Origin of the sequence: Acinetobacter sp. ABJ_C5_2 (assembly GCF_044538485.1) — a bacterium.
GTDB classification, from domain to species: Bacteria; Pseudomonadota; Gammaproteobacteria; order Pseudomonadales; family Moraxellaceae; genus Acinetobacter; species Acinetobacter nosocomialis_A.
This window is the reverse complement of record NZ_JBIUCS010000036.1, coordinates 1-26891: the sequence shown is the minus strand read 5'-3', so window position 1 is coordinate 26891 and position 26891 is coordinate 1. Positions and strand designations below refer to the sequence as shown.

General features: G+C 38.5%; 23 protein-coding genes. 9 read left to right on the top strand and 14 right to left on the bottom strand.

All coding sequences use genetic code 11. From position 1 onward, the window contains the following. The first annotated feature begins 197 nt into the window (after positions 1 to 197). Complete coding sequence (locus ACH8JV_RS17730; protein ID WP_396522831.1) at positions 198 to 599, top strand: DoxX-like family protein; 402 nt, start codon at positions 198 to 200, stop codon at positions 597 to 599. A gap of 33 nt (positions 600 to 632) precedes the next feature. Beyond that, a complete protein-coding gene (locus ACH8JV_RS17725) occupies positions 633 to 1466 on the top strand; it encodes an SDR family NAD(P)-dependent oxidoreductase (protein WP_396522829.1) in 834 nt (277 codons plus the stop codon). A 15-nt stretch (positions 1467 to 1481) separates the two neighbouring features. On the opposite strand, the gene ACH8JV_RS17720 is transcribed toward ACH8JV_RS17725, so the two are convergent. Genes ACH8JV_RS17720 through ACH8JV_RS17710 form a run of 3 tightly spaced genes read right to left on the bottom strand, consistent with a single transcriptional unit; the run spans position 1482 to position 3110 of the window. After that, a complete protein-coding gene (locus ACH8JV_RS17720; protein ID WP_396522827.1) occupies positions 1482 to 2171 on the bottom strand; it encodes a metallophosphoesterase in 690 nt (229 codons plus the stop codon). Between the two features lie 3 nt (positions 2172 to 2174). Next, entirely contained in the window at positions 2175 to 2393 is a 219-nt protein-coding gene (locus tag ACH8JV_RS17715) for a hypothetical protein (protein WP_396522833.1), read from the bottom strand. A gap of 18 nt (positions 2394 to 2411) precedes the next feature. Beyond that, entirely contained in the window at positions 2412 to 3110 is a 699-nt protein-coding gene (locus ACH8JV_RS17710) for a FadR/GntR family transcriptional regulator (RefSeq protein WP_396522825.1), read from the bottom strand. 96 nt (positions 3111 to 3206) lie between these two features. Here ACH8JV_RS17710 and ACH8JV_RS17705 point away from each other — a divergent pair, with 96 nt between their 5' ends. Continuing rightward, a complete protein-coding gene (locus ACH8JV_RS17705; RefSeq protein WP_032054210.1) occupies positions 3207 to 4109 on the top strand; it encodes an ATP-binding protein in 903 nt (300 codons plus the stop codon). 66 nt (positions 4110 to 4175) lie between these two features. On the opposite strand, the gene ACH8JV_RS17700 is transcribed toward ACH8JV_RS17705, so the two are convergent. The 3 genes from ACH8JV_RS17700 to ACH8JV_RS17690 form a co-directional block, all read right to left on the bottom strand. Beyond that, positions 4176 to 6011 (bottom strand): monovalent cation:proton antiporter-2 (CPA2) family protein, encoded by a 1836-nt coding sequence (locus ACH8JV_RS17700; RefSeq protein ID WP_396522823.1) that lies wholly within the window; start codon positions 6009 to 6011, stop codon positions 4176 to 4178. A gap of 211 nt (positions 6012 to 6222) precedes the next feature. Then, positions 6223 to 7458, bottom strand: a complete 1236-nt coding sequence (gene gltS / locus ACH8JV_RS17695) for a sodium/glutamate symporter (RefSeq protein ID WP_002049330.1) — start codon at positions 7456 to 7458, stop codon at positions 6223 to 6225. Positions 7459 to 7623: 165 nt separating this feature from the next. After that, positions 7624 to 8643 carry an AraC family transcriptional regulator gene (locus ACH8JV_RS17690; protein WP_396522822.1) on the bottom strand — a complete coding sequence of 340 codons (1020 nt, stop codon included), beginning with the start codon at positions 8641 to 8643 and terminating at the stop codon, positions 7624 to 7626. Positions 8644 to 8807: 164 nt separating this feature from the next. On the opposite strand from ACH8JV_RS17690, the gene ACH8JV_RS17685 reads away from it, so the two are divergent. From ACH8JV_RS17685 to ACH8JV_RS17670, 4 genes are read left to right on the top strand one after another with little or no spacing between them, the layout of a single operon-like run. Continuing rightward, the gene (locus ACH8JV_RS17685) at positions 8808 to 9848 is read left to right on the top strand and encodes an NAD-dependent epimerase/dehydratase family protein (protein ID WP_396522820.1); all 1041 of its coding nucleotides are present in this window, start codon (positions 8808 to 8810) and stop codon (positions 9846 to 9848) included. A 22-nt stretch (positions 9849 to 9870) separates the two neighbouring features. Beyond that, entirely contained in the window at positions 9871 to 10818 is a 948-nt protein-coding gene (locus tag ACH8JV_RS17680; RefSeq protein WP_002049195.1) for a metal-dependent hydrolase, read from the top strand. An 8-nt stretch (positions 10819 to 10826) separates the two neighbouring features. Next, entirely contained in the window at positions 10827 to 11747 is a 921-nt protein-coding gene (locus ACH8JV_RS17675; protein ID WP_396522818.1) for an alpha/beta fold hydrolase, read from the top strand. A 55-nt stretch (positions 11748 to 11802) separates the two neighbouring features. Next, positions 11803 to 13308: a flavin-containing monooxygenase gene (locus ACH8JV_RS17670; RefSeq protein WP_396522817.1), complete on the top strand. Its 1506-nt coding sequence runs from the start codon at positions 11803 to 11805 to the stop codon at positions 13306 to 13308. A 69-nt stretch (positions 13309 to 13377) separates the two neighbouring features. On the opposite strand, the gene ACH8JV_RS17665 is transcribed toward ACH8JV_RS17670, so the two are convergent. Both ACH8JV_RS17665 and ACH8JV_RS17660 read right to left on the bottom strand, forming a co-directional pair. Then, on the bottom strand, positions 13378 to 14301 hold the full coding sequence (locus ACH8JV_RS17665; RefSeq protein ID WP_396522815.1) for a trypsin-like serine protease: 924 nt from the start codon (positions 14299 to 14301) through the stop codon (positions 13378 to 13380). 247 nt (positions 14302 to 14548) lie between these two features. Next, positions 14549 to 15469: a LysR substrate-binding domain-containing protein gene (locus ACH8JV_RS17660; protein WP_396522813.1), complete on the bottom strand. Its 921-nt coding sequence runs from the start codon at positions 15467 to 15469 to the stop codon at positions 14549 to 14551. A 182-nt stretch (positions 15470 to 15651) separates the two neighbouring features. Here ACH8JV_RS17660 and ACH8JV_RS17655 point away from each other — a divergent pair, with 182 nt between their 5' ends. Beyond that, a complete protein-coding gene (locus ACH8JV_RS17655; RefSeq protein WP_000106450.1) occupies positions 15652 to 16332 on the top strand; it encodes a hydrolase in 681 nt (226 codons plus the stop codon). A gap of 61 nt (positions 16333 to 16393) precedes the next feature. On the opposite strand, the gene ACH8JV_RS17650 is transcribed toward ACH8JV_RS17655, so the two are convergent. From ACH8JV_RS17650 to ACH8JV_RS17625, 6 genes are all read right to left on the bottom strand, one after another. Next, positions 16394 to 17224 (bottom strand): metal-dependent hydrolase, encoded by an 831-nt coding sequence (locus ACH8JV_RS17650; RefSeq protein ID WP_396522811.1) that lies wholly within the window; start codon positions 17222 to 17224, stop codon positions 16394 to 16396. 42 nt (positions 17225 to 17266) lie between these two features. Beyond that, the gene (locus ACH8JV_RS17645) at positions 17267 to 18259 is read right to left on the bottom strand and encodes a fatty acid desaturase family protein (RefSeq protein ID WP_396522809.1); all 993 of its coding nucleotides are present in this window, start codon (positions 18257 to 18259) and stop codon (positions 17267 to 17269) included. Then, entirely contained in the window at positions 18259 to 19278 is a 1020-nt protein-coding gene (locus ACH8JV_RS17640) for a fatty acid desaturase family protein (protein ID WP_396522807.1), read from the bottom strand. The genes ACH8JV_RS17645 and ACH8JV_RS17640 overlap by 1 nt, the downstream gene beginning before the upstream one ends. A gap of 238 nt (positions 19279 to 19516) precedes the next feature. Then, positions 19517 to 20401, bottom strand: a complete 885-nt coding sequence (locus ACH8JV_RS17635) for an SDR family oxidoreductase (RefSeq protein ID WP_396522805.1) — start codon at positions 20399 to 20401, stop codon at positions 19517 to 19519. 29 nt (positions 20402 to 20430) lie between these two features. Continuing rightward, entirely contained in the window at positions 20431 to 21297 is an 867-nt protein-coding gene (locus ACH8JV_RS17630; protein WP_000211448.1) for a PaaX family transcriptional regulator C-terminal domain-containing protein, read from the bottom strand. Between the two features lie 233 nt (positions 21298 to 21530). Further along, positions 21531 to 24827 (bottom strand): M10 family metallopeptidase C-terminal domain-containing protein, encoded by a 3297-nt coding sequence (locus ACH8JV_RS17625; RefSeq protein ID WP_396522803.1) that lies wholly within the window; start codon positions 24825 to 24827, stop codon positions 21531 to 21533. A 358-nt stretch (positions 24828 to 25185) separates the two neighbouring features. Here ACH8JV_RS17625 and ACH8JV_RS17620 point away from each other — a divergent pair, with 358 nt between their 5' ends. Next, positions 25186 to 26337 carry an alpha/beta fold hydrolase gene (locus ACH8JV_RS17620; protein WP_396522801.1) on the top strand — a complete coding sequence of 384 codons (1152 nt, stop codon included), beginning with the start codon at positions 25186 to 25188 and terminating at the stop codon, positions 26335 to 26337. The last annotated feature ends 554 nt before the right edge of the window (positions 26338 to 26891 follow it).

Here is a 26891-nt window from a genome sequence, read left to right as displayed (position 1 = left end):
ATTAAAAACATAGGAGCATTTCTCCTATGTTTTTAATATAAAACTTTCCTATCTTATTCCTACATTACTGTTAAAAAATAACCATAAGAAATGATTAAAAAATAAGCTCATCTTATTTTCTGTTGAAGAATAAATTAAATCAAAACATAATAGTCGCAATGATCAAAATTGAAATTTCAAAATTTTAGAGAATCTTAATGAATAATGCTAAAGCATTAAATTTTATAAGCTTTGTGCTCGCTTTTTTATGGATTTATCAAGGACTCATTCCTAAACTAATTTTTATTAACTCTGACGAAATCTTTGTATGGCAAACAATCGGACTTTCTTTTGAGTATGCAAAACTTGCAGGGCGCGCCAGCGGCATAGCTGAAATTATTTTTGGTTTATTGTTTCTTTTTTCTACTCATAAATACATTCACTATTTAAGTATTTTAGGTTTATTCGGCTTACTGCTTTTAATTGGTTTTTTAAAACCATCTACACTTATCTCGCCTTATAACCCTATCGTAATGAATATTTCGATGATAAGTTTATCAATTATCTATTTGCTTTTATTAAAAGAGCAAACAACTCATTTTCATAAAACTGCTCAATAGCGTTAAGTTTTTAAAAAATTTATAGAGATTTCAATGAGTTTATCTAGTCGTGAAGTTGGCTGTGTAGTTATCACTGGAAGCACAAAAGGTATTGGTTTAGCACTCGCCCACGCTTTTTTAGATCTGGGATGTTCAGTTGTGATTGCTGGACGGAACACGGAGCATCTTCACCATGCTCTTTCTCATTTAGAAACTCAATTCAATAAAGAAAAATTTATAGGTCTATGCTGTGATGTGACACAAATTGCGGATGTACAAGCCTTATGGGATGGAGCAATTCAGCATTTTGGACAAGTCAATGTATGGATTAATAACGCAGGCAGCTGCCACCCAACGAAAGAGTTTATTAACCTTCAGCCAGATGAATTAAATGCAGCCATTTCGACGAATATTTTGGGCACAATGCTTGGTTCGCAAGTGGCTCTAAAAGGCATGCTCAAACAGGGTCATGGTCAAATTTTTAATATGGAAGGCTGGGGAAGCAACGGCGAATGGAGTGCTGGAATGACTCCTTACGCAACCACCAAACGAGCGGTTAGTTATTTTAGTAAAGCGCTTTATAAAGAGACTAAGTCGACCTCTATTTTAACTGGCACTCTTAGCCCCGGCATGGTGGCAACCGACTTGTTAGTTTCATCTTGGACCAATGGAAATATTCAAAACTGGAAAAAGATGAAGCGCTTATTTTTCTTTGTAATTGACCCACCAGAAGTTGTTTGTGCGTATTTAGCAAAACAAATTATTCAAAACACAAAAACCAACCGACGCATCGCGTGGATCACACCGTGGAAGCTTTTTCTTAGATTTTTACAGCCTTATTACTGGCGCAGAAACCCTGTTAAAGGCACGGCGTTAGAGCATCTCTAGGTTGGTTTAATATGGTTAACAATCTAACTTCACTAAAGTAAGACGGTTTGATTGATAGGCACCCGTATCAATATAAAAGCAGTTATTTCGCTTAACCATAGTTTCAACAATAGTATGGCCTAAATAAACTTCGTTAATATTTTGAACGGTGCCGTAATCTTTACTATTTTTTATTCGGGACCTGCCCCACAGAACATCGGCATAAGTTAAAAATGTATTGGTTACGTCCGAATTTTTCGCTTCAACGCGAGCTTTCAGGGCATTCCAATCATCGAGTTGAATATCGCCATGAACAATGCCAATCTTTTTTCGGCGTGTATGCAGCTCAAGCATTATGGGGAGCTTTTTTAGCTTCGCAACAATTTGGTTTCTTGCAGTAATCTCTAGTGCATAGAACCATTCACCGCCATACTTTTCATGAATTTTACGGAAGAAGGAATTATAGTTACCTTGAATACATAGTTCTTCATGGTTACCTCGAACCATCGTAAACCACTTATTTTCTATAAGCTCAAGGCATTGGTAACTCTGCGGCCCTTTATCGACTATATCACCGACACTAATTAATAAATCTTGCTCAAAATTAAAGTTAACTTTTGCAAGTTCTTTCATTAAAAGTGAATAACAACCATGTATATCACCCACTACATATATATTTTGATATTTTAAATCAGCATTTTGAATGACCATGCACATCTCTTTCATGGTTTAAACTTTATTTTCACCATGTTGAGCAAAAGCTTTAATTTCACTTCGGATCAGAATATGTCGCGATGGAAAATAAAACCGATAAGCCAACTCATAAGTTTCAAATAAAGCTAGATCAGATTGATGAGTTGCCCAATAGTAAGCCGTCATACCCTTCTCTTTCCTAAGACTTAAATAGTAAGGAACATCGAAGTTATTCGAAACAATCATAAAACTCATCGTATTTGGTCTATCTATCTAGTTCTTTTGGGTAGGGTCAGCTTTGATTACATCTAACGCGCGTAATATTGGAGCCAACATAGATTCAGCAATTTTCATGGCTTCTGTTTCAGATTTTTTAGAAATGGCTTGAACAAGCTCGCTATGTATTTGCTGATTTGGGTCAGGTAAATTCTTATTGGTCACCAACTCTAAAGTGTATTGATAGCTTGAGTTTAAGAAATACTCATAGGTTGCTTGCAAGGCTTTATTATGAGTTGCCTTAGCAATTGCCAAATGCAGTTTTTTATCACTTAACATGAAGTTCGCAACATCTTCTTCATTTGTTCTAGCTCTATTTTCTAAGCACTCCATAACTTCACGCATGTCTTCAGGCGTACTGTGTCGAGCGGCTAATTTGGCAATTTCAATTTCTAATAAACATCTCACTTCTAGGTGTTCATATAAATCAGAATGATGAATGGAATTAATCACAATCGAAAAATCATTTTTAGTTCGTACAAAAGTACCCAGCCCCTGTTTGACTTCTAAAACACCTAAATATTCTAAAATTTTAATTGCTTCACGAATGGTGTTTCGCCCCACTCCTAAACCTTGCACAAGCTCGGGTTCAGTTGGAATTTTCTCGTCTACTTTCCAAATATCATTTTTAATATTCTGGCGTATAACATGAATTACTTCGTCTACGAGAGATCTCTTTTGGATTTGCTCAATCATTAAAATTGGTACTAGCAAGCGAAAACATACGGTGATACTATCATCCTATGTTTGATTATTCAAATTCTCTTTCTTGCATTTTAAAAGGTTGAACTCATGGAATTAAGTCAGACAATTTCAAATCTTATTTTTGAAATTCAAAAACTTACTCAAGCAGTCGAAAAGATTTCTAAAACCCAAGAAGTTTCTGTGGATGTCTTAGATGAAGCGATTGCCTTTAGATGGGAAAGAGAAAATAACAAAGGTTCACTCATTGCTATTCGTAAACCTCAACTCATTTCGTTTAATCATCTGTGCAATATCGACAACCAACTGACCAAAGTGAAGTTAAACACCGAAGCTTTTGCAAAAGGGTTATTGGCAAATAATGTGCTCATGACTGGCTCACGTGGTACAGGTAAATCATCTATTGTAAAAGCCTGTTTAAATGAATATCACCACTTGGGCCTTCGAGTGATTGAGCTTGAGAAAAAGTATCTAGAAGATTTACCTAAAATCATTAATTTACTGCAAGATCGTGAAGAGCGTTTTATCATCTTTTGTGATGATTTGGCGTTTGAAGCTGGTGACACAAGTTATGCGACTTTAAAAACAGTGTTAGACGGTTCATTAGCCACTAGCTCAGACAACACCCTTATTTATGCGACGTCCAATCGAAAACATATGGTGGCCGAATACAATAAAGATAATACCGAGTTAAATGTGGGCGAAAATGGCGAGTTACGCCCAGGTGATAGCATTGAACAAAAGATTTCTTTAGCAGACAGATTTGGTTTACAAATTAATTTTTATGGTTTTAGCCAACAAGAATATTTAAAAACAGTTCAATACTGGCTAAATGAATATGAATGGCAACAGCGCGAAAGCTGGGAAACAATTCAGTTAAAAGCTATTCAATATGCGACTCAGCAAGGTAACCGTTCAGGAAGAATTGCCAATCAATTTGCCAAAATGATTGTGGGCCAAGAAATGCTGAGCGCAGCAGGTTTAGCGGTTTAAGCTTTTCTGGCCATAAAATATTTTCAGTAAAAGTTCTACTAAAGAGAACTTTTACTGAAGTTTTAACTAATTAATACTCTCATTCTCTGAGGTATCTTCCTTATTTAAAATCCGCCCTTCTTGTTTTGGTCGAATCAATGGCGCAGTTGGTCTTGGATGATGAGTATGTGTATATTGCATACCTACCCCTGCATTTACGTCATCTGCTGCGATTTCAGTTTCAAAACGCTCATTATCTAAATCTCGAATTTCCTCGGTAATTCTTTCTACCTCGTCTTCATCCACACCAAGTTCTTGCAAAATCACGCCGCCAAACTTAATTGCTGATTCAAACGTTTCACGAATCATAAAGTCCACTTTTTGTTTGACTAAATGCAGTGAATGCTCACGGTCGTATGAACGGACTAATAGTTTTGCCAAAGGAAATTCATGGGTCACAAGTTCAACAATTCTATTGGTCGTTTCCTTGCTATCTACACACACCACAATCGCTTGTGCTGTTGCCGCGCCAGACGCATGCAGAATATCTAGACGGCAGCCATCTCCATAATAAATTTTAAAACCAAATTTTTCGGCGTTTCGAATCATGTCGGTATTATTATCAATAATGGTGACATCGACACCTCTTGCTAACAATAATTGACTGGTGACCTGTCCAAAACGTCCAAATCCAATCATTAAAACGCTACCGCTTAAACCCTCGGCAATATTGATATTTTCTAATGAAACCTTCGTTTTTACTTGAGTAAAACGTTTAAAAATAATACCGACAATTGGGGTCAACACCATTGAAAGCACAACAATAGCAGTTAAGTTAGATTTAACGGTACTATCAATAACTTGTGCGCTTAATGCAGCCGAGAAAAGTACAAAGGCAAACTCTCCACCTTGAGCCATAAGTAAAGCGCGGTCTAATGCTTCAGTATGAGAGCTTTTCGTTACTCGGGCGACTATATAAATCATGAGCGCTTTGACAAACATCAGGGCAATTACGCCACTCACAATCAGCTGCCAGTTCTGAGCAACTACCGACAAGTCCAGTGACATGCCCACGCCAAGGAAAAACAGGCCCAGTAAGATTCCACGGAACGGTTCAATATCGGCTTCAATTTGATGTCTAAAGGTCGATTCAGATAAAAGCACACCTGCCAAGAAAGCACCCATCGCCATAGTCAAGCCGCTGACTTGCATGAGTAACGCCGCACCCAACACAACCAGTAAAGCCGCCGCAGTCATGACTTCTCGGGCTTTAGCAGCAGCCAAAAGTCTAAATAATGGGTTAAGTAACCAATACCCTGCCGCAATAAGCCCCGCGATTGCGAGTAAACCAATTCCTATATTTTCTAGACGTACCGCTGTGCTTTCGACCACATGATTTGGTGCCATAAAAGCGACAATAGCCAGCAAAGGTACAATCAATAAATCTTCAAAAAGTAAGATGGCTACAATTTTTTGCCCACGTGGCTGAGTCAAATCACCCCGATCACCCAATAACTGCATCACAATCGCAGTCGAGGTTAAGACGAACCCTGCCGCACCAATAAAAGCAACTTGCCATGTAAAGCCAAATAACAGCCCAACACCAGTCAAAGCCAGCGCACAAATGATGATCTGTAGCGTACCAAGGCCGAAAATTTCGCGCCTAAGACTCCATAAATGTGATGGCTGCATTTCCAAACCAATCACAAAGAGGTACATCACAATTCCCAACTCGGCAATATGCAAAATTGCGGTGGAATCTTGAAAAAAGGCAAAACCGAATGGGCCAATAACCAGACCCGCAATTAAATAACCTAATACTGAACCTAAACCAATACGTTTAAAAATAGGGACTGCAATAACAGCCGCTGCCAATAAAACTACGGGGGCAACCAAGCTAATTGAATGTGCTTCTGAGCTCATACATTTCTCTTTTTATTTATCTGCAATTCATTCTATGTGAAAGCATGTTTAAGGGCGATTATTAGTTTTGAGAAAAAGCATCCTAAAAATAAAATGATTTAAATGATCCTAAAACAAAAATTGAGCCTATACGTTTGAAAACTACCTATTCATTTTAATATTCATAAACAAGCACCCATAAAAAAAGCCCTGACGGGCTTTTTTTATTTTATTAAACAATGAACTTCAACATGAGCTGAATCACTGTCGCATTAATTAAATCGACGAAGAATGCACCACAAAGTGGAACGATTAAAAATGCTTTATGCGATGGACCATACATGTTCGTAATCGCTTGCATATTTGCTACTGCTGTTGGTGTTGCACCCATACCAAAACCACAGTGGCCTGCTGCTAACACTGCCGCATCGTAGTTTTTGCCCATAATGCGGAACGTCACAAATGCTGCATATAAAGCCATCGTAATGGTTTGAGCACCTAAAATAACCACAAGCGGACCAGCTAGGTCGGCAAGTTGCCAAAGCTTTAATGAAAGCAATGCCATGGCTAAATAAAGTGATAAAGACGCATTACCAAAAACGTCAATCGCACGGTCAAAAATATCAATTTTCAACACGCTTTCTAAAATATTTCTTAAGATTACACCGCCACCAAGTGCCCAAACAAAGGTTGGTAACTCAAACCAGGTTCCCTTACTAAAGCCCGTCATAAATTCAGCAAATGCTAAACACGCTGCAAACATCCCCAGCGTGGTAATTGCATTATCGGCTGTAATTAAACGAACTTGATGTGGGTTTTCAAACGGCGCAAGGTCATCTGAATTTTGTTCAACATGCGTATCACGATGTTGGATTTCAGCATTGGTTTTTGGTTGAGCAAGGCTATAACGGTTAATGAGTAATTTGGCTAACGGGCCACCAATTACACCACCAATAATCAAACCAAAAGTCGCACTTGCCATACCCAGTGCTAAAGCACCCTGAATACCATGCTGACTTTCTAAGATTTCACCCCATGCACCTGCTGTACCATGACCACCCGTTAAAGTGATTGAACCTGCAATCAAACCAATCAGTGGGTCTAGGCCCAATAAAGTCGCAAGGCTCATACCAACAGCATTTTGCACAACAATAAATGAGGCCACACAAATTAAGAAGATGACTAAAGCAGTACCACCTTCTTTAAGCTTCATAAAATTGGCACTTAAACCAATTGAAGCAAAGAACACGAGCATAAAGCTGGTTTGTAATTCGCTACTAAAAACAATGCTGTACCCCCACAAAGTGTGGACAAGTAAAGAAACTACAGCAGCAACCAAACCACCCGCTACAGGTTCAGGGATATTATAACGTTTTAAAAAATCAATCCGATTGACAAGAAAGCGGCCCAACAATAAAACAATGACCGCCGAAATTAGCGTATAAAAACCATTAAATACAAATTCCATATATATTACATAGACTACTTTCTGATTACATTCCTAATCGATTGTAAAATAATTATATTTTATTTTTGAATATTTAAAAAAAACACAAACAAACTTTACAAAATCCCTCTTTATTTAAGAATATCTAAATAAATCAAACTATTATTTTGAGTATTTAGTAAAAAATTATGATGTAGTCTCTCTTAAATTTCGATATTGCTTGGGAGTCTGATTAGTCCAACGCTTAAATGCCCGCGTAAAATGAGTGACCTCTGAATAGCCCAATTTTTCTGAAATATAAGAAATACTATATTCATGATGATTTAATAATTTCTTCGCATATCTTTCTCTAACTTGGTCTACTAAAACCTGAAAAGTAACCCCTTCTTTTGCTAACTGGCGTTGTAATGTTCTTTCAGTTAAGTACAACTTGTCGGCAACATCTTTCATTTTAAAGAAGCCTTCTACTTCATCAAAAAGTAACTCACGGACTAAAGCTGTCAGTGGATGTTTTTCACCACGTTTAGCAACTAACTTATTTAAATCATGTTTACACTGTTCACGAGCTAAACGAGCGGCTAATGGATCAGCCATAATTAACGGCAGAGCCAAGAAAGTTTCAGAAAAAACCAAACGGTTGAATGGCTGATTAAATTGAATCTCACATGGCAATAATTCTTGAACTTGTTCCAAGAAAGCGGGTTCTGGGTAATTTAGTTCGGCTTTTATCTCTAGCTTTTGTCCAGTAATGGCATTCGACATTTGAGCAAAGCCCACCATTAAAAATGTCATCCCCACAATTCCCATTTTAAAGTTTGTCATGGGTTGATCTAAATATAAAAAAGCTAAGTCATTTTCTATTTCAAGACGTGGTTTTAACGCTGGACAACGTAACCCAATGAACTGTTCCATGACATTTAAAGCTTCACCCAAATTTTGTGAAACCATTGCAGCAAGACCAACCGAACCATGACAAGACACGGTCATTTGCAAGCCAAGATAGATACCTAATGCAGGCTCATTGGTCAGTTCGACTGCTCTATTCAGAAGATTATTAAAAATATTGAAATCTAAATACCAAAAGGGTTCCAACAGTTGCTCAACAGAAACTCCGCTTCCTTCCAAGAGTTCTTCGGGAGATACATTTAGCTTTTGGACGACATCAGCCATAAGGCTGACATAGGTTCCTGGTAAAGACGGATTCACAATACGCTCTCTTTATTTTTCTCGATAAAATGTCGTGAAATGGTCAAAACTGTCATTTCAAGAACTATGACACATATTTCAGATTCGGCATAGTACCTCTTACTAAGTTGCCGCATTTTTATCCACTTTGTACAGGATAAAAATCTAATAAAGATTGGTGAAATATGAAAGCTCTGGTTACTGGTGGTGCTGGTTTTATTGGTTCCCACATTGTACGTACTTTACTCAATGAGAATTATGAAGTACGTGTACTGCATTTGCCTCAAGAAAAATTAACCAATTTAGAAGGGTTAGATGTTGAGTTAATTGCAGGCGACATTACCGACCCAGCAAAAATAGATGAAGCAGTCGCAGGTTGTGATTTGGTTTTTCATACTGCCGCAATTTATGCCTTATGGCTTCCGAAGCCTGAGCTTATGCGCAAAGTCAATGTTGAAGGAACACGAACCGTACTCAATGCTGCAAAAAAGGCTGGTGTTAAACGTGTTGTTTATACCAGTACAGGCGCATGTTTTGCAGGTCAACCCAAAGGCATTCAGGCCACCGAAACAAGTCCATTTGCTTTAGGCGCGACTGGAGATGCATACGTTTTAACAAAATTTGAAGCACATCAGGTTGCCTTACAGTTTGCCGCGGGCGGCTTAGATATTGTGATTGTCTGCCCGACAGGTCCAATTGGCCCTCAAGATATTGCCCCAACCCCAACAGGAAAACTTTTACTCACCATCGCTACCATGCCTGCCCTTGCTGTACCGGGTGCAATTAACAACATGGTTGATGTACGCGATGTAGCAAAAGGCCATGTCTTGGCTGCGCAAAAAGGTAGAAGTGGTGAAACCTATATTTTAGGTAATCGAGATCTTGACGGCGTAGCGATGGCAAAAACAGTTCATCAGCTCTTAGGCATCTGGCGCCCAGTAATGACCATTCCAAGTGTAGTTGAAGGCGTCTCATCTCAACTTGCGGGCCATGCAGCTTTGTGGGTAACAGAACATATTACTCATAAAGCTCCCCTTGTGACGCCTTCAGCAGCCAAAATCGGTCAGCTCGGCACCTCATTTAATTGTACAAAAGCCATTCAAGAGCTTGGACTTCCTCAAACGCCCGTTGAAATTGCAGTACGTGATGCATTGCAGTGGTTTGCAGCCAATGGTTACGTCAAATCTCGTAGCTTGATCAAAAAAATTGAGTCAATTTCGATCTGATTTAAGTAGGCAGGATTCTACTATGAGCACATTTATTGATCATCATATTGTTGCACGGAAAGTACAGTTTGATTTTTCTCAAACGCCTCGTCATTGGGTTCCAAACGATGTGTTAACGACACATGTACTGAACAGCATGCATGTTCTTTTACCTGCTGTTGAACACTGGTTTTGTCGCCTTGCAAACAAAACGTTGCCCTATGTTGAAGATAAAAACCTGAAAGCAGATATCCGTGGTTTTATTGCCCAAGAAGCGGCCCATGCCAATGCACATAAAGGTGCAGAGATTTATTTTCAGACTCACGGCATAGATCCCACACCCTTTAAAGATTTTTTAAACTGGTTCTTTAAAGATGGCTTTATGGGCGACACGCCGTTTGGAATTTATGGTCCTTTTAAGCGTTATCCAAAACAGTGGCTCGCTTTTCGTATGGGCATTATTGCAGGGCTTGAACACTATTTCTGTTTCTTTGGTACATGGGCTTTAGATGCAGAAGGCCTAGAAGGTGCGGATCCAGCCATGCTAGATATTGTGCGCTGGCATGGTGCCGAAGAAGTTGAGCATCGCACAGTTGGCTATGATGCTTATCGAGCTTTAGCTGGAGACGGCGTTAAAGGCTATTTAGGCAGACAGCTCAGCATGGGGTTTGCTTTTGCTGCAATGGTTGGGTTCTGGCTCGGTTCAACGGTCTATCTTTGTCATCTCGATGGAACCAAAGAAGCCCAAAAAATTGCTAAAAAAAATCCATTGGCTTTAGTTTGGTTATTTCAAAAAACTGCAAAGAAAAAGAAAAGCTTACCTGATCTCGGCATGATTTTAACTGCTTTAAAAGGATGGAGCAAATTGAGCTATCACCCTGAACATGATGGTGATGTCGAAAAAGCTTTAGCTTATTTAGCTCAGTCACCCGCCGCTCAGTTAGCCGCAGAGGCTTACGCCAAAGCGCTTTCTTCAAAGTTGAAAAGCTGAGCAGTGCCATGATTCAAGTCGAGCAATTAACCTTAAGCCGTGATGGACTCACTTTGCATGGGACTTTATATGGTAAAGCTGATGTCCCTTTGGTGGTACTTATACATGGTTTTCCCGACACACCGCATAGCTGGGACCATGTATACCCTTTACTTGTAAAAGCAGGCTATCAAGTTTTTGTCCCTTGGCTACGTGGTTACACCCAAGATTCTGTAATTCGGCAGGCACATTACGGTCTCGCATCTGCTCTAGCAGATTTAGCAGCTTGGTTAGAACTTTTAAAAGCAAAAGGACGCTTAAAAAATAAAGCTCACCTCGTAGGACATGACTGGGGAGCTGCAATTGCAATGAGCTTTGCAAGTGGGCAACCCAAAGCTTTACATAGCATTAGTTTGTTGGCTGTTCCTCCCATCCCTAATTTTAAGGATGTTTTTAAAGCCTTACCTAATTTCCCACGTCAGCTCTACATGTCTTCTTATATGTTGCTCATGCAATCAAGATTTGCTGAACAGGTGCTATCTCGTAATAACGCAGGTTTTGTAGAAAAAATCTGGCGTAAATGGTCACCTACTTGGAATTTTACTGAGTCAGATTTTTCACCTACCCGCGCGGCTTTTCAAAATCCCGATATTGCTTGGGCAGCTACCCGCTATTACCACAACTTATTTGCAGTTTTAAATTCGGACAATCTTAAAGCAAATCGGCATTTATTAAGTCCAGTCACCACACCCACACTGGCTTTAGCTGGTTTGGACGATGGTTGTATGAATATACGGCTACATCAAGCTTTAGCCCAGACATCTTATTTTCCGCAAGGAATTGAGAGTGTCTACGTTCCCGGCTGCGGTCATTTTTTACAAGCTGAACAACCCAACATTATCGCTCAGTACTTAATTCAACATTTTCAGAAGACTGATCGCTCCACTTAAGGCTGTACGCAACTCTATCAGCCAAGTCATTTATACTTTATTTCAGGATTTTTCTATGAATAAATTAGTCAAACCCTCTACCCCAACTCAACTTGTAGATGTACTTATTATTGGAGCTGGTCCCTCAGGTTTAAGTACTTGCATCAAGTTAAAAGAGCAAGGAATTAAAAACGTTGTCATTTTAGATATGGCTAGCCGTATTGGTGGCACATGGGCATTAAATGATTACCCGGGCTTATTTTGTGACGTACCGAGTGAAATGTATTCTCTAGGATTTGCTCCAAATCCAAACTGGTCGCGAACCTATGCACCTCAAGCCGAAATTCGACAATATTTAGAAGATGTGGCTTATAAGTTTGAGATTGTGAATCAGATTAAACTTAACACCGAGGTCACTCATGCCGAATGGAATAATGATCTAAATCGCTGGCTCGTTAGCACACGTGATGGTAAAAAATATAGTGCAAAAGTCTTTGTACCTGCGACAGGTTTTATTGGCGAAGCAAAAATGCCGAGCTTCCCGGGTCAAGAAAAGTTTAAAGGTACTATGTTTCACTCAGGTAAGTGGAATCATGAGCATGATTTAACAGGTGAAAAAGTAGCTGTGATCGGTAGCGGCGCTTCAGCTATTCAGTTTTTACCTGCCATTCAGCCTAAAGTTGGCCATCTTTATAGTTTCCAACGTACGCCTTCATGGGTTTTACCAAAACCGGACTTTGCCGTTCCAAATATTGTAAAAGTTACATTTAAGAAAGCGCCAATTTTAGAAAAAATTATTCGTGAAAGTGCGCTGTGGAGTCTAGAACCCTCACTTCCTATTTTCATGAATGAATACATCATGCGAAAACTGCATGCCTTAGGAAAGTTAAACATCTTTTTAGGTGTTAAAGACCCAGAAATGCGTAAGGCATTAACACCTACCCATACCTTAGGTTGTAAGCGTCCAATGTTTTCTAATAACTGGTATACGGCTTTAGCCAAACCGAATGTGACTGTCCTCTTTCAGGGCTTGTCTCATATCACTGAAAATGGTGTAGTCGGTGAAGACGGGAAAGAAATTAAAGTAGATACCATTATTTTCGGTACTGGCTATGCGGTCGCAGAACCTGCGATTTATAAAATTATTAAAGGTGCAGCAGGCCGCAGTTTAAGCGAGGTATGGCAGCGTCAACCGCGTGCATATATGGGGATGTCAATTCACGGTTTCCCTAACATGTTTATGATGCTAGGGCCGAACTCGCAAAACACCGTGGGTTCAGTGATGTGGACCGCTGAACAGCAATCCGTTTATATCGCAAAAATGGTGAAATTAATACAGCAGCAACGTCTGGACCGTATTGAAGTCAAAGCAGATGTTCAAAAACGTTTTAATGACCGTATAGATAAGCGATTAGCTAAAATGCCGGTAAGACCAGATGTTTGTAAAAGCTATTATCTAGATGATGCGGGTCGTAACCATATTATTTGGCCCGAGTTTGGTTTTGTGATTAAACATAAGCTGCATCACGTCAATTTGAAAGACTACGACGCCACAACCAAAGTAATTAAAGTGGTCGCTTAATAAACCCATTCAATCTAAGTAAAAAAAGATCAAGATACCGAAGTATCTTGATCTTTTAATAAGTACGAATTAAAAACCAAATAATGAAGCAAGCCAGTTAAAGAAACTAAAAACAACATTATCGGTAGTTTGAGGTTCAGTTGTCGGCTGTGAAGTTGTTGGTGGATTTGTTACCGACGGTTGAGTCGTTGGCTCTACTGACGGCGGTGTAGTTGGTGGTGTTACTGCTCCAGTTTGGTTTCCGGCTGCTGACCATTTCACCAATACATCATTGATTTGATGAGTATACTGACAGATTACAGCACCGTATTTATCAGTACCCGCAATACCGTTATTAATACCAATTAAAGTATTATCATCTGACAGCCAAGGTCCACCAGAATCCCCAGCATTCATAGAAGCGGTTGCCTTATAGTAAATCCCTCGTGCTAACGGTGAAGGACCTACATCTCGAATATTGACATATGAAGTGCCATATAAATTTTCAGGTAAGGCGGCACCCGTACTACTACGACCTAAATAAGCCGTTACATCACCACGCCCAATATTTTGCCTTGCTTCAGTTTGACTACATGCGGCTGGAATTTTGGCTATGGTTGCACCGCTATTATTATCAATAGGATGAGATAAACGTATTAAGGCGATATCTACATCGGGAATCTCAACCCAACCTTCATCTTTTTTAAAAGATGCTGCTTGAGCTTGAGACAAAAAGCTCGCCCCATATTTCACAGCCCCGCCAAGTGTATAGCCTTGATTCGCACTATCACCCCAAACCGCCGCCGTACAATGTGCCGCCGTTAAAACTACATCATTACGAATTAATACTCCTCCACAAGTATTACCTGATGTCTGTGAGAAAAAAAGGAAAGGTTTGGTGACGGTAAATTCCAGTTTTACAAAAGAACTTGAGTTATCTGCTGCCATGACTGAAGAACTGTATATAACTAATGCTAGAGCATTAATTAGTCCCCCAATATTCTTTTTATACATGTTTATCTCCTTCAAATATTTAGAAGTATTTAGGGTGTTATGACTGTTTTTTTGATAAATATTTCACAGGACTGCGATGATTTATCAGCCAGAGATTAACCACTTAACTTCTTGAGGAGAACTTCATTTCACGACATAACTGACCATTTCACGACAATATAAAATCATTTTAATTTCTATTTATTTTTCATAAAGTTAATCTATAAAAAATAATCAAAATTTAAGTTTTTTACTGTTTTCAATTTAGTTATCGATAACCTAACAAGTCCTGATCGAGTTGATTAAACTGTTCTTCTAAAAAATCCAGCAACCTTTTGATGGCAGGTAATAACCCTTTTCTAGAAGCATAAGCCGCATGGACTATACCGCTTGTAGGTTTCCATTCAGGTAAAACCACAATCAGTTCTTTACGCAAAATATATTCGTGAGCCATCATAATCGGTAAAGGAGCTATACCTAAACCATGAATAACAGCCTGTAATACCCCGGTCATGTCATTCACAATTAAATCAGGATCATGCTGGAAATGAGTTGTTCCATGCTCCTGATGATGAAGTACCCACACACTTTGTTGTTCTGCATTGCCAAGCCCAATAGTTCTAAACTGATGCAATTCATCTAAAGTTTGAGGTATCGGCTGCTTAGACAAAACCCGTGGATGCGCGACTAAACACTGATCACTGGTCACAAATTTTTTCATAACCAAACCACTATCTTTGAGTGGCGGATAGCGAACACGAAAAGCAATATCAATTCCTTCATTTAAGACATCAACATTTCGGTTGGTTACATCAATATAAATTTTTATTTTTGGGAATTGCAGCATAAATTTAGTCAGAAACTCGCCCATGTGATGATGCAATAACGCAGGCGGACAAGACACCCGAATCGTTCCACGCGGCTCTGACTGGTTTAAATCAATAAATTCTTGGGCATTTTCAGCATCGATCAAAATCGCGTGACAGTATTGATAATATTGTTGGCCGAGTTCAGTCACACTAAATTGTCTCGTGGAACGATGCAATAAACGTACACCGAGTCTTTCTTCTAAAAGTGTAACTCTTCGGCTGAGTTTAGATTTTGGAATATCGAGCGCTCTAGCGGCAGCAGAATAACCACCATATTCAACAATTTTTGCAAAGTAATATAGATCGTTTAAATCCTGCATTTCCTACCTCTTATTGTTCAAATAATAGAACACTAAAATCAAATTTCGGCAGCTTCTAGGCTCATATTTTCGTTATATCTTAATTAAACAAGAAGTGAATAACTATACAAAAACAGCTATCCCCCTGTTTTATTTAGTCATCCTTCCGACTTTAAATTTATCGAAATAAAGTGGAGCATAAAATGAGTACACCAGCAAATTTTAACGGTCAAGCACCGGTTATCGACCCAAATAATGTCGCAATGCTACTAATCGACCATCAAAGTGGCTTATTTCAAACTGTAAAAGATCTTACTGTTCCTGAGTTACGTGCAAATGTGGTTACTCTGGCTAAAGTTGCAACGCTATGTAATGTGCCAGTGATTACTACTGCTTCTGTTCCTCAAGGTCCAAATGGTCCCTTAATTCCAGAAATTCACCAGTTTGCTCCTCATGCACAATATGTTGCCCGTAAAGGTCAAATTAATGCTTGGGATAACCCTGACTTTGTTGAGGCAGTCAAAGCAACAGGTAAAAAACAACTGATTATTGCAGGTACAATTACCAGCGTATGTATGGCTTTCCCAAGTATCAGTGCAGTTGCTGAAGGTTTCCAAGTCTTTGCAGTCATTGACGCATCTGGAACATATTCAAAAATGGCTCAAGAAATTACATTAGCTCGAGTTGTGCAAGCTGGCGTGGTGCCAATTGATACAGCGGCTGTGTGTTCAGAGCTACAAAAAACATGGCATCGTAGTGATGCAGCAGACTTTGCAGCAGCTTATAGTGCAATTTTCCCACCATACCAATTGCTCATCGAAAGCTATCAAAAAGCACAAGACGTTGTTAAAAACAATGAAATGCTAGATTCTGAAAGAACCTAATTCATCAGTTTTTCAGCTTAAATGTCCAATCTCTTACGATTGGACATTTAAAATAAATCTTTTAAAACCCAAGCTGTGCTTTAGTGTGCTCTTCCAAAGCTTTTGAGTCGTGTTGTTCTGGATGAAAATCTAATTTGTAATAGTCCAAATAATCTTTCCATAAAGTACTTAAAAAGCCATTCTTTCCAAGAATTAACGCGTTAAATTCTTTTAGGTGGAGTAACTTCCATGCGGAAAAGTGAGTTATACCTAAATACACCGTACCCGCTGCCATTATTCCTGCCATATATAAAGTCACAAACGGCATCACAAGAAGCCGAATAAAATTACCCCCAGAGACATCTTGATATAAATCGAAGGCCACACTTTTATGTTCACTTTCTTCTACCGCATGCCATAACCAGATATTTTTTAAAGTTTCATTACTCGATAAACGCTCCTGCAAATCGGAACGTCTCATAATTTGCCGTGCAATAATGGCCGTAAAATGTTCAGCAGCCGAAGTAATGGCTAATTGCTGGGTTGGTGTAAAATATTTTTTCAGCCTAGCCATTAACCATTCCACATTGGCTGAAACAGACTCGGTATCGAGTCCAGATGACTGTATAAGCTGGTTCAATTGTTCATGTTCTTTGGCATGCATCGCCTCTTGTCCAATAAAGGCTGCAATATCTTTTTGAAGTCGCTCTGTTTTAGCCTGATTTTGTAAGTTTCTTACACTATGTACAAAAAATCGCTCACCCGCAGGAAACATAGCAGACAAGGTTGCCAGCCAGTACTCTCCCCAAGGGTTATCCTTAAATAAAGTAGGTTGAGACTGATTAAAATTAAAACTCATATGGCGCACCGGAAAGTGAGCACCGAGATCAAAGACTTTAGCTAGAATTCCCATTTTTTATTCCTTCATTCTTTCATTGAATACAATTCAATGGATTTATTTTTCTATCGGTTTTGAGCTACATAAATGTACGACTTCTAAATAGCTAGGCGGTTTAGGCACCTTGCCACGGCTATATAACAACTTATGCAATTGGGGAAGGCGATAATAAGGAGCGGAAGCCATCAAATGATGTTCCATATGAAAATTTACACGTATAGGTGCCACAGTCATACGGGCAATCCAACCAGCAGAAGTAGTACGAGTATTACGAAGTGTATCGGGTACAAGCTCTAAACACGCATGCTCTGCCATTGCACGAATACGTACAAATACAGTAAAAGGGATGGCATAAGCTATTATCCAAATCAGAAATAACCAAGCATGCCCCGCCACAGCAAGGATGAGATATAACCCAAGATTAGTCACAAAAGTTGGCCAGAAGTCCTTGATAAAGTTGGCAACGTAACGATGCCATGGCCAACCACGCGTATCTGCCCGCTCACCTGTTGCATCAGACCACTTCAGTACGCCAGCACTCATCAAAATTCGGCCAATAAAGAACTTGATCCCTGTTAGCCCAACCAAATCACGACCAAATTTTCGAATTAAAGATTTTTTAGTCACAGGTAAAGCTTCATATATTGGGCGATCAGGATCAAAACTTGCTGTTGTATTCGCATGATGCACCATATGGTGGGCACGAAATTTATGTACATCATTCCAAATAAATTTGGCCGATGCCCAATTAGCGAATACGTCATTCATCCAGCGGCTTTTAAAGAGTGTATGGTGTGCCGCCTCGTGCATTACAATCGCCAATGCCAAATGGCGCCCTCCTAAAACCACTGTTCCTATGCATACAACAGGAACTGCGAAATACCAAGGTAAGTAATCAATTGCCAGAGCCATGACTGTAAATGCTAAGCCAATGATTAACCATACAGAGAAAATGCACCATAATCCCCATAGATTTGAACGCTGAGAAAATTGGCTAATCTCCTCTCGACTAAGAAAGTCGCTTATACGAGTTTGTTTATCCGTAATCATCACTCGCCCTGCTCTACACTATTTAATGGGTGTTGATTGGTTTGATGATTAGACAACATATGAATAACTTGCGCATAAGTTGGCGGCTCTGGAACATGGCCACGTTCTCGTAACATCTGATGCATTTTTGGCAACTTAAAGAAAGGCACCGCCGCCATTAAATGATGTTCCATGTGATAGTTCACTCGAATGGGAGCAACAAAGGCCCGAGCCAACCATCCTGCTTTTGTAGTACGAGTATTCGTTAAAGCATTATTGCTTATTTGAGTACCAGCATGCTCAGCCATAGACCGAATACGAATAAAAAGTGGAAATGGCGTTAAATAAGCAAGAGGCCAAAGTAAATATAATTCTGGACGACCAAAAGCCCATAAAATGCCAAAGATGGAAGCATTAGCAATAATTGCCTTACTACTATTTTTAAGAAATACCTTTGGATAGTCATACCACTGACGGTTTTCACGCGGTAACCAAGTTAAGTCATTCGCAACCGTCCATTTCAAAACTTCAGCATCCATCAAAATACGGCCCACAGTAAATTTAAAACCTGTAATACCAAATAAATCACGTAAAAATTTACGAGTTAAAGACGTTTTCGTGGTTGGAAAGCCTGCGACTAATGTTAAGTCAGGATCTTCTGGTGTTGATGTTTTGGCATGATGACGTGTGTGGTGAGCCCGATATTTATGTACGTCATTCCAGATTGGGCGTGCACATAACCAATCGACTAGATAATCATTCATCCATTTTGTTTTAAACAAGCTATTGTGTGACGCGTCATGCATCAATATTGCCAAGGCTAATTGGCGTCCAGCCAATACAGCCAATGCTGCTAAACATATCAGCAATTTACCCCACCAAGGTAAATAACTCCAAGTTAGTCCAACACCTGCAAAAGTTGCTCCAATAACGGCCCATGTAGAACCTACTGCCCACAAACCATGTATATCAGAAGGCGCAGTAAGCTCTTTAATTTCTTCACGACTAAATAACTCAGTCACACTCACACGCGTATTCATCTTTTTTTTCTCCTAAGCGGGATTGAGAAGACTTAATTCATTTCACAAATTAAACTTTATTATAAAATATGAAATATTTCTATTATTTTTATAAAATTTATTTTTTGTAATATTAAAATTAAAGAAAAAGAAAATTTAAGGATATGTTTTTCATATCCTTATTCATTTGTAATTAAATAAAACTAACTTTACTGAAAAGGCTTAAGTAACTAATTTATTAGAATATTAAAGAGATTTCTTATAATTTTGATTGGTTCATTTCTTTAATAACATTAGGTATACCATCTCTATGAAATGCTTCAAATGGTATTGATTTTTCATGGTCAATCAATGGAAAGAAAGGTGAAACTAAAGATGCTCCCCCATCAATTCTGACGTTCATCCCTGTTATAAAAGAAGCTGCTGGCGACAGTAAAAAACACATTAAAGCTGAGACTTCTGATTCTGTAGCCATTCGTTTTAAAGGGATTTTTGAAGACACTGTAGGGATCATGGCCTTCATGCCATCTTTATAAGAGTCTAGACCTGAGGCCATTACCCAACCTGGTGCAACAGCATTAACTCTTACCCCAGCTCTAGCCCATTCGAGTGCTGAAGTCTTAGTAAGGTTATCGATACCAGCACGAGCAGCTCCAGAGTGTCCCATACTCGGTAAACCGCTCCACATATCTATTGTCATATTCACTATACTACCGCCCGTTTTCACCATACTTTGATTAAAAACTTCTCTCATCATAAGAAAAGTACCCAGCAAGTTATTGCGGATTACACTGTCAAAAGCATTAGCAGACATAGTTTCAAGAAATGCAGGGAATTGACCACCTGCGTTATTGACTAATCCATTAATCTGGCCGAACTCTTCAACAATAGAACTAACTGTTTGTTTTACTTTCTCTTCATCACGATTATCACATACTCGATAAGATGCCTTACCTCCATCTTCAATAATTTCTTGTTTTACTTGTTGTAGTTTTTCTTCGGTCCTACCTGTAAGAATGACTTGCGCACCTAAGGAAGCCAGTTCATGAGCAGTACACCGGCCAATACCCGAACTGCCTCCAGTTACTATAATTATCTGATCTTTAAAAATATCCTTTGCTAAAGCTGATTGATATAAAGGCATATCCATACTCCTGTAATCATGCTCTTCTATTAATTAAGAATTTTAGGAGTTACATCCGCAACGGCGGGTAATTCTAAATTTAATAAGCTCGTTGCAGCTGTACCAAAAGTTAGTTCATGTAACTGTTTCCATAATCTTTGCCCAACTTCATCTAACTTTTTAACATCTGCAGTAAATTGGTCCCTTGCCTCAACATTTACAAAAGGTTCAGGGAGTAAAGGATCATTCATTAATAAAGAAATTGTCTGGCGGCCCAGCAATAACGATTCTCTTGCAGCATCCTCAAGGCCTAAAGCAGGTACTCGACTGAGCCAATGCTGAATAATATGGCTATATTTTTCATAATTTTTATTTAAGTTTTCGGTTTGCCATAAATCTTTAATCATTCCTGTCGTAATCTGATCAAAGGAATTGATATGGCACATCTTGGCTCCTGACTCCAAGCCTATAGATTTCATATGCTCTAGCATGTCTTCCAAAGAAATAACCAAGTTATCTGGTCGAATATATACACTTGGTTCAAGTTCACGAAATCCGTATTTTTTAAGTGCTCTTTCTCTTCTTTTTAAAGCTGTACGGTCAACACGCCCCAATGTTCCTGTAAGAACACATAAATACTTTTGATTCCAAGCTTTTGTTTCTTTTAAACCTGCTCTTCGGTTTAACATTACATCTGCCCATTCAAGAGATTGCTCACTTAACTGATAAAATCCTCTTTCAGCAGAAACAATGACCCCTTCACTAGCTAAACGAGTGACAGCAACTCTTATTCCGTTTTCACTAATTCCAAACAGCTTTGCAGCAAGGATCATTTCTTTAATTGAAATTATTTTACCTTCTGAAGCCAGTAACAGATCTGTAATTAAAGTACGTGCATTAATTTTCTGTGTAGTCATCTCATTTCCAGATCGAAAAATTTAAAATTTGTGAGCGCTCTAAACATCAGAATAAAGCTTACCACAATATTACATTTTTTTATTTTTATTTTTATTAATGAAATAAATCACTCATCGAAGCTTTACGAAAAACGTTCTAGGAGAAATCTAATTTTTTAATTATAAAAAAGATGCTTAAGCCGTCTCACCTAAGCATCTTTTTAAAATTAGTTAGCGACTTGTACTTCCTTCATTTAGACAAGGATCTGATGGTTGTCCCATAAAGTATTTAAAGTAGTGTTGATATTATTTAAGGTTAAAAATGAGGTACTGTTATAAGCAGTTCCTGCACCATCTCGGTCAATACTCAAAATACTGTTATTTCCATTGAGGTCTAATGAGAGATAAGAAAAGATAGAGTTTACAGTACTGCCATTAGCGTAATTGATGAGCAGTTCACTAATATCAATTTTGTCGGCTTCACTGTCGGTTAAGGTATTGCCTACTTTAAAGTCTTTCCAAACGTCAGCTCCGTTACCACCCGTTACATCGTTTGTATTTAATAGTTTATATAAAGCAGTGTCAGAGCCTAAACCACCAATCAAGGTATCGTTATCTTTTCCACCATTTAAAATGTCATTACCAGCACCACCATTTAATACATCATTATTGGTGCCACCGCTTAAGACATTATTGCCACTGTTCCCAACAATTGTATTACCATTTCCATTACCCGTTCCATCAATGTTGTCTGTTCCCAACAGATTCAAATTATTAAGTGCATTGCCGCTATCTAACGCATAACTCACAGTTGAGTTAACGGTCTCAAATCCTTCGTTAATCTTCTCGATAATGACATCATTTACGTTATCAACATAATAGATGTCATCACCCAAACCTCCAATCAGCGTATCTGCTCCACTTCCGCCATCTAAAGTGTCATTGCCAGCCCCACCATCTAAGGTGTCGTTTCCAGCTCCACCATTCAATGTGTCATTTCCAGCATATCCATTTAAAATGTTATTGCCAGCATTGCCAATGAGTACGTTATTCAGCGCATTTCCGTTGCCGTTTAAATTTTCCGCACCATTTAAAGTGAGGTTTTCTAGGTTATCTCCTAAGGTATAATTTATATCCGAGATTACTTTATCGTTACCTTCAGCAGTATTCTCTACAATGCTATCGCCTACATTATCTACATAATAAGTATCGTCACCCGTTCCACCAATCAGGCTATCTGCACCTTTTCCACCATCAAGGATGTCATTTCCGGCACCGCCCAATAGCACATCGTCTCCCCAATTTCCTTTTAAAGTGTCGTTACCAAGACCACCTTCAAGTCGGTTAGATAAATTGTTCCCAACTAAAATATCATCGTAAGCACCACCAATTGCATTTTCAATCTGGGTTCCAAGGTTGATGCTTAGTTGGTTTGCACTCGATATATGAGGAGATTTTTCACCAATATAGCTCCAACCACCCTGATTAAGATCGATGGTAGCGGCTTGTGCAGCATTGCTCGCATTGATTGTATCGACGCCTGCACCATCCCATACCAATACGCCTTTAGTGCCATCAAAGGTATAAGTATCATTACCTGCACGGGTTGAACTATTAACGCCGTATATCGCTTGCAAAGCCGCAATATCAAACGGTGCAAAAGATCCGTCATATGACATACCAGTACGATCATATGACATCACTGACCATGCCCGTGTGTCTTCTTCTTTTGAGAAACTATCAATGGTGGAACCTTCAAAGGTATGACGTAACCCCAAAGCATGTCCCAACTCATGCGGATAGCTTGCAGTCACCCAAGTACCCGCCGGGTCAAACCAAAAACCTGGTCCAAAAGCCACATCTGAACCAACAAATGCTCCGCTTGGATACTGTGCATAAGCCGTAGCTGCGGTACTGTTACGGTAGGCAGCAATGGTATTAAGCTGTGATGCATTGTCCGTTAATGTAAAAGTTAAAGCTGAAAAGTCAGAAGCTTTTTGGTAGACCTGAATCATAAAGTCCTGTTGGGCTTTACTAAAAGGACTCCACCATGCAGGTGCTTGACCATTTGCATCGAGTAGGTAATCAGGTGCGGTTGAAGGGAAAATATACTTAAAGTCTGGATTACTATTTGTTGTGGCAACAAGCGCGCGTACCCAGTAATTCACTCCAACCGTCGTATCTAGTTGAGCACGGTCAATCGTGACGCCATCGGCAAATTGAATACTAAAGTTTTTATTATTGTTAGCGAGATAGCCCGTTAGCTTAACAATATCACTATCGCTGTATTGAATATTCAAAGTGGTTTTATCAAAACTGTATTGAACATCGGTAGATTTAACGTCTGTAAATACAATCGTGTTGTTACCCGAATAGTCTCCATTAATTGTGTCTATTCCATCGCCTAAAGAAAAACGATAAGTATCGTCACCTTCACGACCATTTAACGTGTCATTACCTTTACCGCCCGTAATCACGTCATTGGGAAGAGTCCCTAAAAAGTTATCGGCATTGTCTGTACCATTCCATGTCGCAGTTTTCCCCGTTAAAAACTGCTGATAGGTTTGAACTACGCCATCTGAAAGAATGTAGTTGTTAATATAGGCTTTTAAAGTGATGCTATCCGTTGCTGAATAATTAATGACTAACTCATTATTAGCATTAGTTGTGAATGTAATGTCCTTTGAAGAAACATCGGTAATTTGAATGGTATTTGTGCCCGAGTAGTCATTGATCGTATCGTTACCATCTCCTTTACTAAATTGATAAGTATCGTCCCCACTACCCGAGGCTAACCAATCATTCCCAGTACCACCTATGGTCAAGTCATTACCTGTTCCGCCATATAACTTATCATCACCTGCACCACCATTTAACGTATCATTCCCCGCGTTTCCGTTTAAAGTGTCATTACCTTCAAGCCCATTAATAATGTCATTCGATGCAAAGCCATTAATCGTTTCATTGCCTTTAGTGCCAGTGAGCGTAATGGTTTTATTGGTGAGTAATTGATCGAGTGTGGCAGTTGTCCCATCTAAAAATTTAAAGCTACTTATATTCCCTTCAATTAATACAGCATCACTATCCGAATATTTGACCTGTAAATTACTTCCACTGCCTTGTATAGATAGATCTGCCAAATTACTGGCCGTGAATTGGATCGTGTTATTTCCACTATAGTCAGTGATCTTGTCTATTCCATCCCCTTTGCTGAATTGATAAATATCGTCTCCTACTCCACCAAATAGACGATCATTTCCAACTCCACTATTAATTAAATCTGCTGAGTTTGTACCTACAATCCATTCGCTATTTGCAGTAGAAATATTTAGACCGTTACCCCCACTTGTAAATAAAACCTGCTTTTCAACCCCATCACTAAAAATCATACGGGCTTTAGCAAGAGAGTTAAAATTTAGTGAATAATAAGTTCCTGAATAATTAGTGACGTATAAAACACTATTTATGTATTCAATTTGCCTAATATCATTTGAAGTAAAATTATCGAACTTTAGCCATAAACCATTTTGATCATTGCCATAAGTTACCATTGAGGTTTCCTTATTTTTGTTATTGATAGAGGAAATACTATTTAATTTCACTTAATAGAAGAACCTCTTTTGGCGACAAAAATTACCATTTAGCGACATATTTTTTATTTTTTTTAAATTTACTTAAAATCAAATTTAGATCTATTTTTTAAAAATTTTATATTTTTAATATTAAATAACTATTTTATTAAATTAAGATAATTAGTTCGCAAACATGTTTATAAGAAATTCCTTTTGGTATTTTTAAAACGAAATCCTGTCTTTTAAGTCACTGAACTCACCTTTTATTCCATTTAATATCCGCAAAAGACCAGCTCGTTATTTGCTCTGGGCAACATCTTTATAGGTTTTATATTCAATGAGTTTATTGCTTAAAGTTCGACAGAATGTTCCTCAAGTGAAGTCGATTAAAACATCTCTTAAAAAGCATGCTGGTCAGAAATTACCTCACATGCTAACCAATGCATCAGATCTGTTTTTTAGAGGTCCTCAAATTGCCTTGTCAGGAAAAGCACCTTTTGATGTGATCTATAAGCATGAAATTATTAGCTTACGCCATTATAGAAACGAAGCCGATCCATCGACACCTAAACACCGCGTTCCTTTAGTGATTGTTCCGCCATTAGCAGTGAACATGCTCATTTATGATTTGTTTCCTACTCGTAGTTTTATACGCTTCTTTTTGGCACAAGGTTTTGATGTCTATTTAATTGACTGGGGTGTGCCAACCCGCCACCAAGCAAAATATAATTTCGGCACCTACATTAAAGTTTTTATGCCTCAAATGCTAAAGCAGGTTCGAGAGCACAGTGGTCAGCAACAGCTTTCTTTACATGGCTGGAGTTTAGGTGGCGCACTTTCACTCTGCTATACCGCATTATTTAAAGATAAAAATATTAAAAATTTGATTATTCTTGCTTCACCTATCGACACCCATAAAGCAGGTTATATGGGTAAACTTTATGGCAGCTTGACTAAACCCGCGCAGTGGGTTCGTAAGCATACCCCTTTCCGGATTCGCCAACATGTACCAAGTGAAGTTTTTCATATTCATGGCTGGCAAAACACACTTGGCTTTAAGCTAACTGACCCGATTGGAAATTTAAAAACCTATTGGCAGCTTTTTAAAAATCTTGATAACCGTGAATTTATTGTTGACCACGCTACGTCTAGTTCATTTATCGACAATATGTTGGCGTATCCGGGTGGTGTGATGCGTGACATCATTCTACGTTTCTGGATAGATAATGAACTCTCAACAGGTGTAATCAAATTTGGTGAACTTACAGCTTATTTAAAAGATATTGATTGTTCAGTGTTGGCTGTAGGTGGCGATACAGACATTATTGTGACCGCCGACGCAGTGAAACCGCTTATGGATTTAATTAATAGCCAAGATAAAACTTTTAAAGTGGTTCCAGGCGGCCATATGGGTGTCGTTTCTGGTAGCCAAGCTCCAAGTTCTGTTTGGCCTGAAATGAATAATTGGTTAACTACACGTTCAGATTAAATCTAGTCAATAGTAGTAAGCCAGCGTGGTCATCTCTACGCTGGTTAAAAATTCAAATTTTATCTCATTCTTCTATATCATTTTATTGATTGATAACATGTTCACTTGCTTATCATAATTTACAAGTTAGATTTTAAAAAACATTGCTCCCCTTCGCTTATTTAATATATTGCATACCCAAGAAATATAAATTTTATTTATTAAAAAATTATTTTCACAAAACAACATTTTATCAAACGTTAAAATTTTTAAATTCAAACAGCTCCTGTCAAATAATTAATTTAACTTTTTAAAATTAACTTTCTAAAGGCGATGTTACTTTTTGTTATTTATGTAAAGCTCATCTCAACCATATTTTTAATTAAATAACTGTAATATAACAATTTTAAATTAATTAATTATGTAAAATTAGATCATTTTTCATACAAATGTAGGCAATCTCTCACAATCATGTAAGCCAAAGCTTACAACACAAATGATTGTTTTTCCTATAATTAATTTCAGTACATATAAGCAATCTTTACTATTAAATAGAAAGCTGAATATTAATAAAG

Bases quoted from the DNA above. Each gene is read 5' to 3' on its own strand.
- ACH8JV_RS17730 (WP_396522831.1), top strand. From the start codon at position 198: ATGAATAATGCTAAAGCATTAAATTTTATAAGCTTTGTGCTCGCTTTT.
- ACH8JV_RS17725 (WP_396522829.1), top strand. From the start codon at position 633: ATGAGTTTATCTAGTCGTGAAGTTGGCTGTGTAGTTATCACTGGAAGC.
- ACH8JV_RS17720 (WP_396522827.1), bottom strand. From the start codon at position 2,171: ATGAAAGAGATGTGCATGGTCATTCAAAATGCTGATTTAAAATATCAA.
- ACH8JV_RS17715 (WP_396522833.1), bottom strand. From the start codon at position 2,393: ATGAGTTTTATGATTGTTTCGAATAACTTCGATGTTCCTTACTATTTA.
- ACH8JV_RS17710 (WP_396522825.1), bottom strand. From the start codon at position 3,110: ATGATTGAGCAAATCCAAAAGAGATCTCTCGTAGACGAAGTAATTCAT.
- ACH8JV_RS17705 (WP_032054210.1), top strand. From the start codon at position 3,207: ATGGAATTAAGTCAGACAATTTCAAATCTTATTTTTGAAATTCAAAAA.
- ACH8JV_RS17700 (WP_396522823.1), bottom strand. From the start codon at position 6,011: ATGAGCTCAGAAGCACATTCAATTAGCTTGGTTGCCCCCGTAGTTTTA.
- gltS (WP_002049330.1), bottom strand. From the start codon at position 7,458: ATGGAATTTGTATTTAATGGTTTTTATACGCTAATTTCGGCGGTCATT.
- ACH8JV_RS17685 (WP_396522820.1), top strand. From the start codon at position 8,808: ATGAAAGCTCTGGTTACTGGTGGTGCTGGTTTTATTGGTTCCCACATT.
- ACH8JV_RS17680 (WP_002049195.1), top strand. From the start codon at position 9,871: ATGAGCACATTTATTGATCATCATATTGTTGCACGGAAAGTACAGTTT.
- ACH8JV_RS17675 (WP_396522818.1), top strand. From the start codon at position 10,827: ATGATTCAAGTCGAGCAATTAACCTTAAGCCGTGATGGACTCACTTTG.
- ACH8JV_RS17670 (WP_396522817.1), top strand. From the start codon at position 11,803: ATGAATAAATTAGTCAAACCCTCTACCCCAACTCAACTTGTAGATGTA.
- ACH8JV_RS17665 (WP_396522815.1), bottom strand. From the start codon at position 14,301: ATGTATAAAAAGAATATTGGGGGACTAATTAATGCTCTAGCATTAGTT.
- ACH8JV_RS17660 (WP_396522813.1), bottom strand. From the start codon at position 15,469: ATGCAGGATTTAAACGATCTATATTACTTTGCAAAAATTGTTGAATAT.
- ACH8JV_RS17655 (WP_000106450.1), top strand. From the start codon at position 15,652: ATGAGTACACCAGCAAATTTTAACGGTCAAGCACCGGTTATCGACCCA.
- ACH8JV_RS17650 (WP_396522811.1), bottom strand. From the start codon at position 17,224: ATGGGAATTCTAGCTAAAGTCTTTGATCTCGGTGCTCACTTTCCGGTG.
- ACH8JV_RS17645 (WP_396522809.1), bottom strand. From the start codon at position 18,259: ATGATTACGGATAAACAAACTCGTATAAGCGACTTTCTTAGTCGAGAG.
- ACH8JV_RS17640 (WP_396522807.1), bottom strand. From the start codon at position 19,278: ATGAATACGCGTGTGAGTGTGACTGAGTTATTTAGTCGTGAAGAAATT.
- ACH8JV_RS17635 (WP_396522805.1), bottom strand. From the start codon at position 20,401: ATGCCTTTATATCAATCAGCTTTAGCAAAGGATATTTTTAAAGATCAG.
- ACH8JV_RS17630 (WP_000211448.1), bottom strand. From the start codon at position 21,297: ATGACTACACAGAAAATTAATGCACGTACTTTAATTACAGATCTGTTA.
- ACH8JV_RS17625 (WP_396522803.1), bottom strand. From the start codon at position 24,827: ATGGTAACTTATGGCAATGATCAAAATGGTTTATGGCTAAAGTTCGAT.
- ACH8JV_RS17620 (WP_396522801.1), top strand. From the start codon at position 25,186: ATGAGTTTATTGCTTAAAGTTCGACAGAATGTTCCTCAAGTGAAGTCG.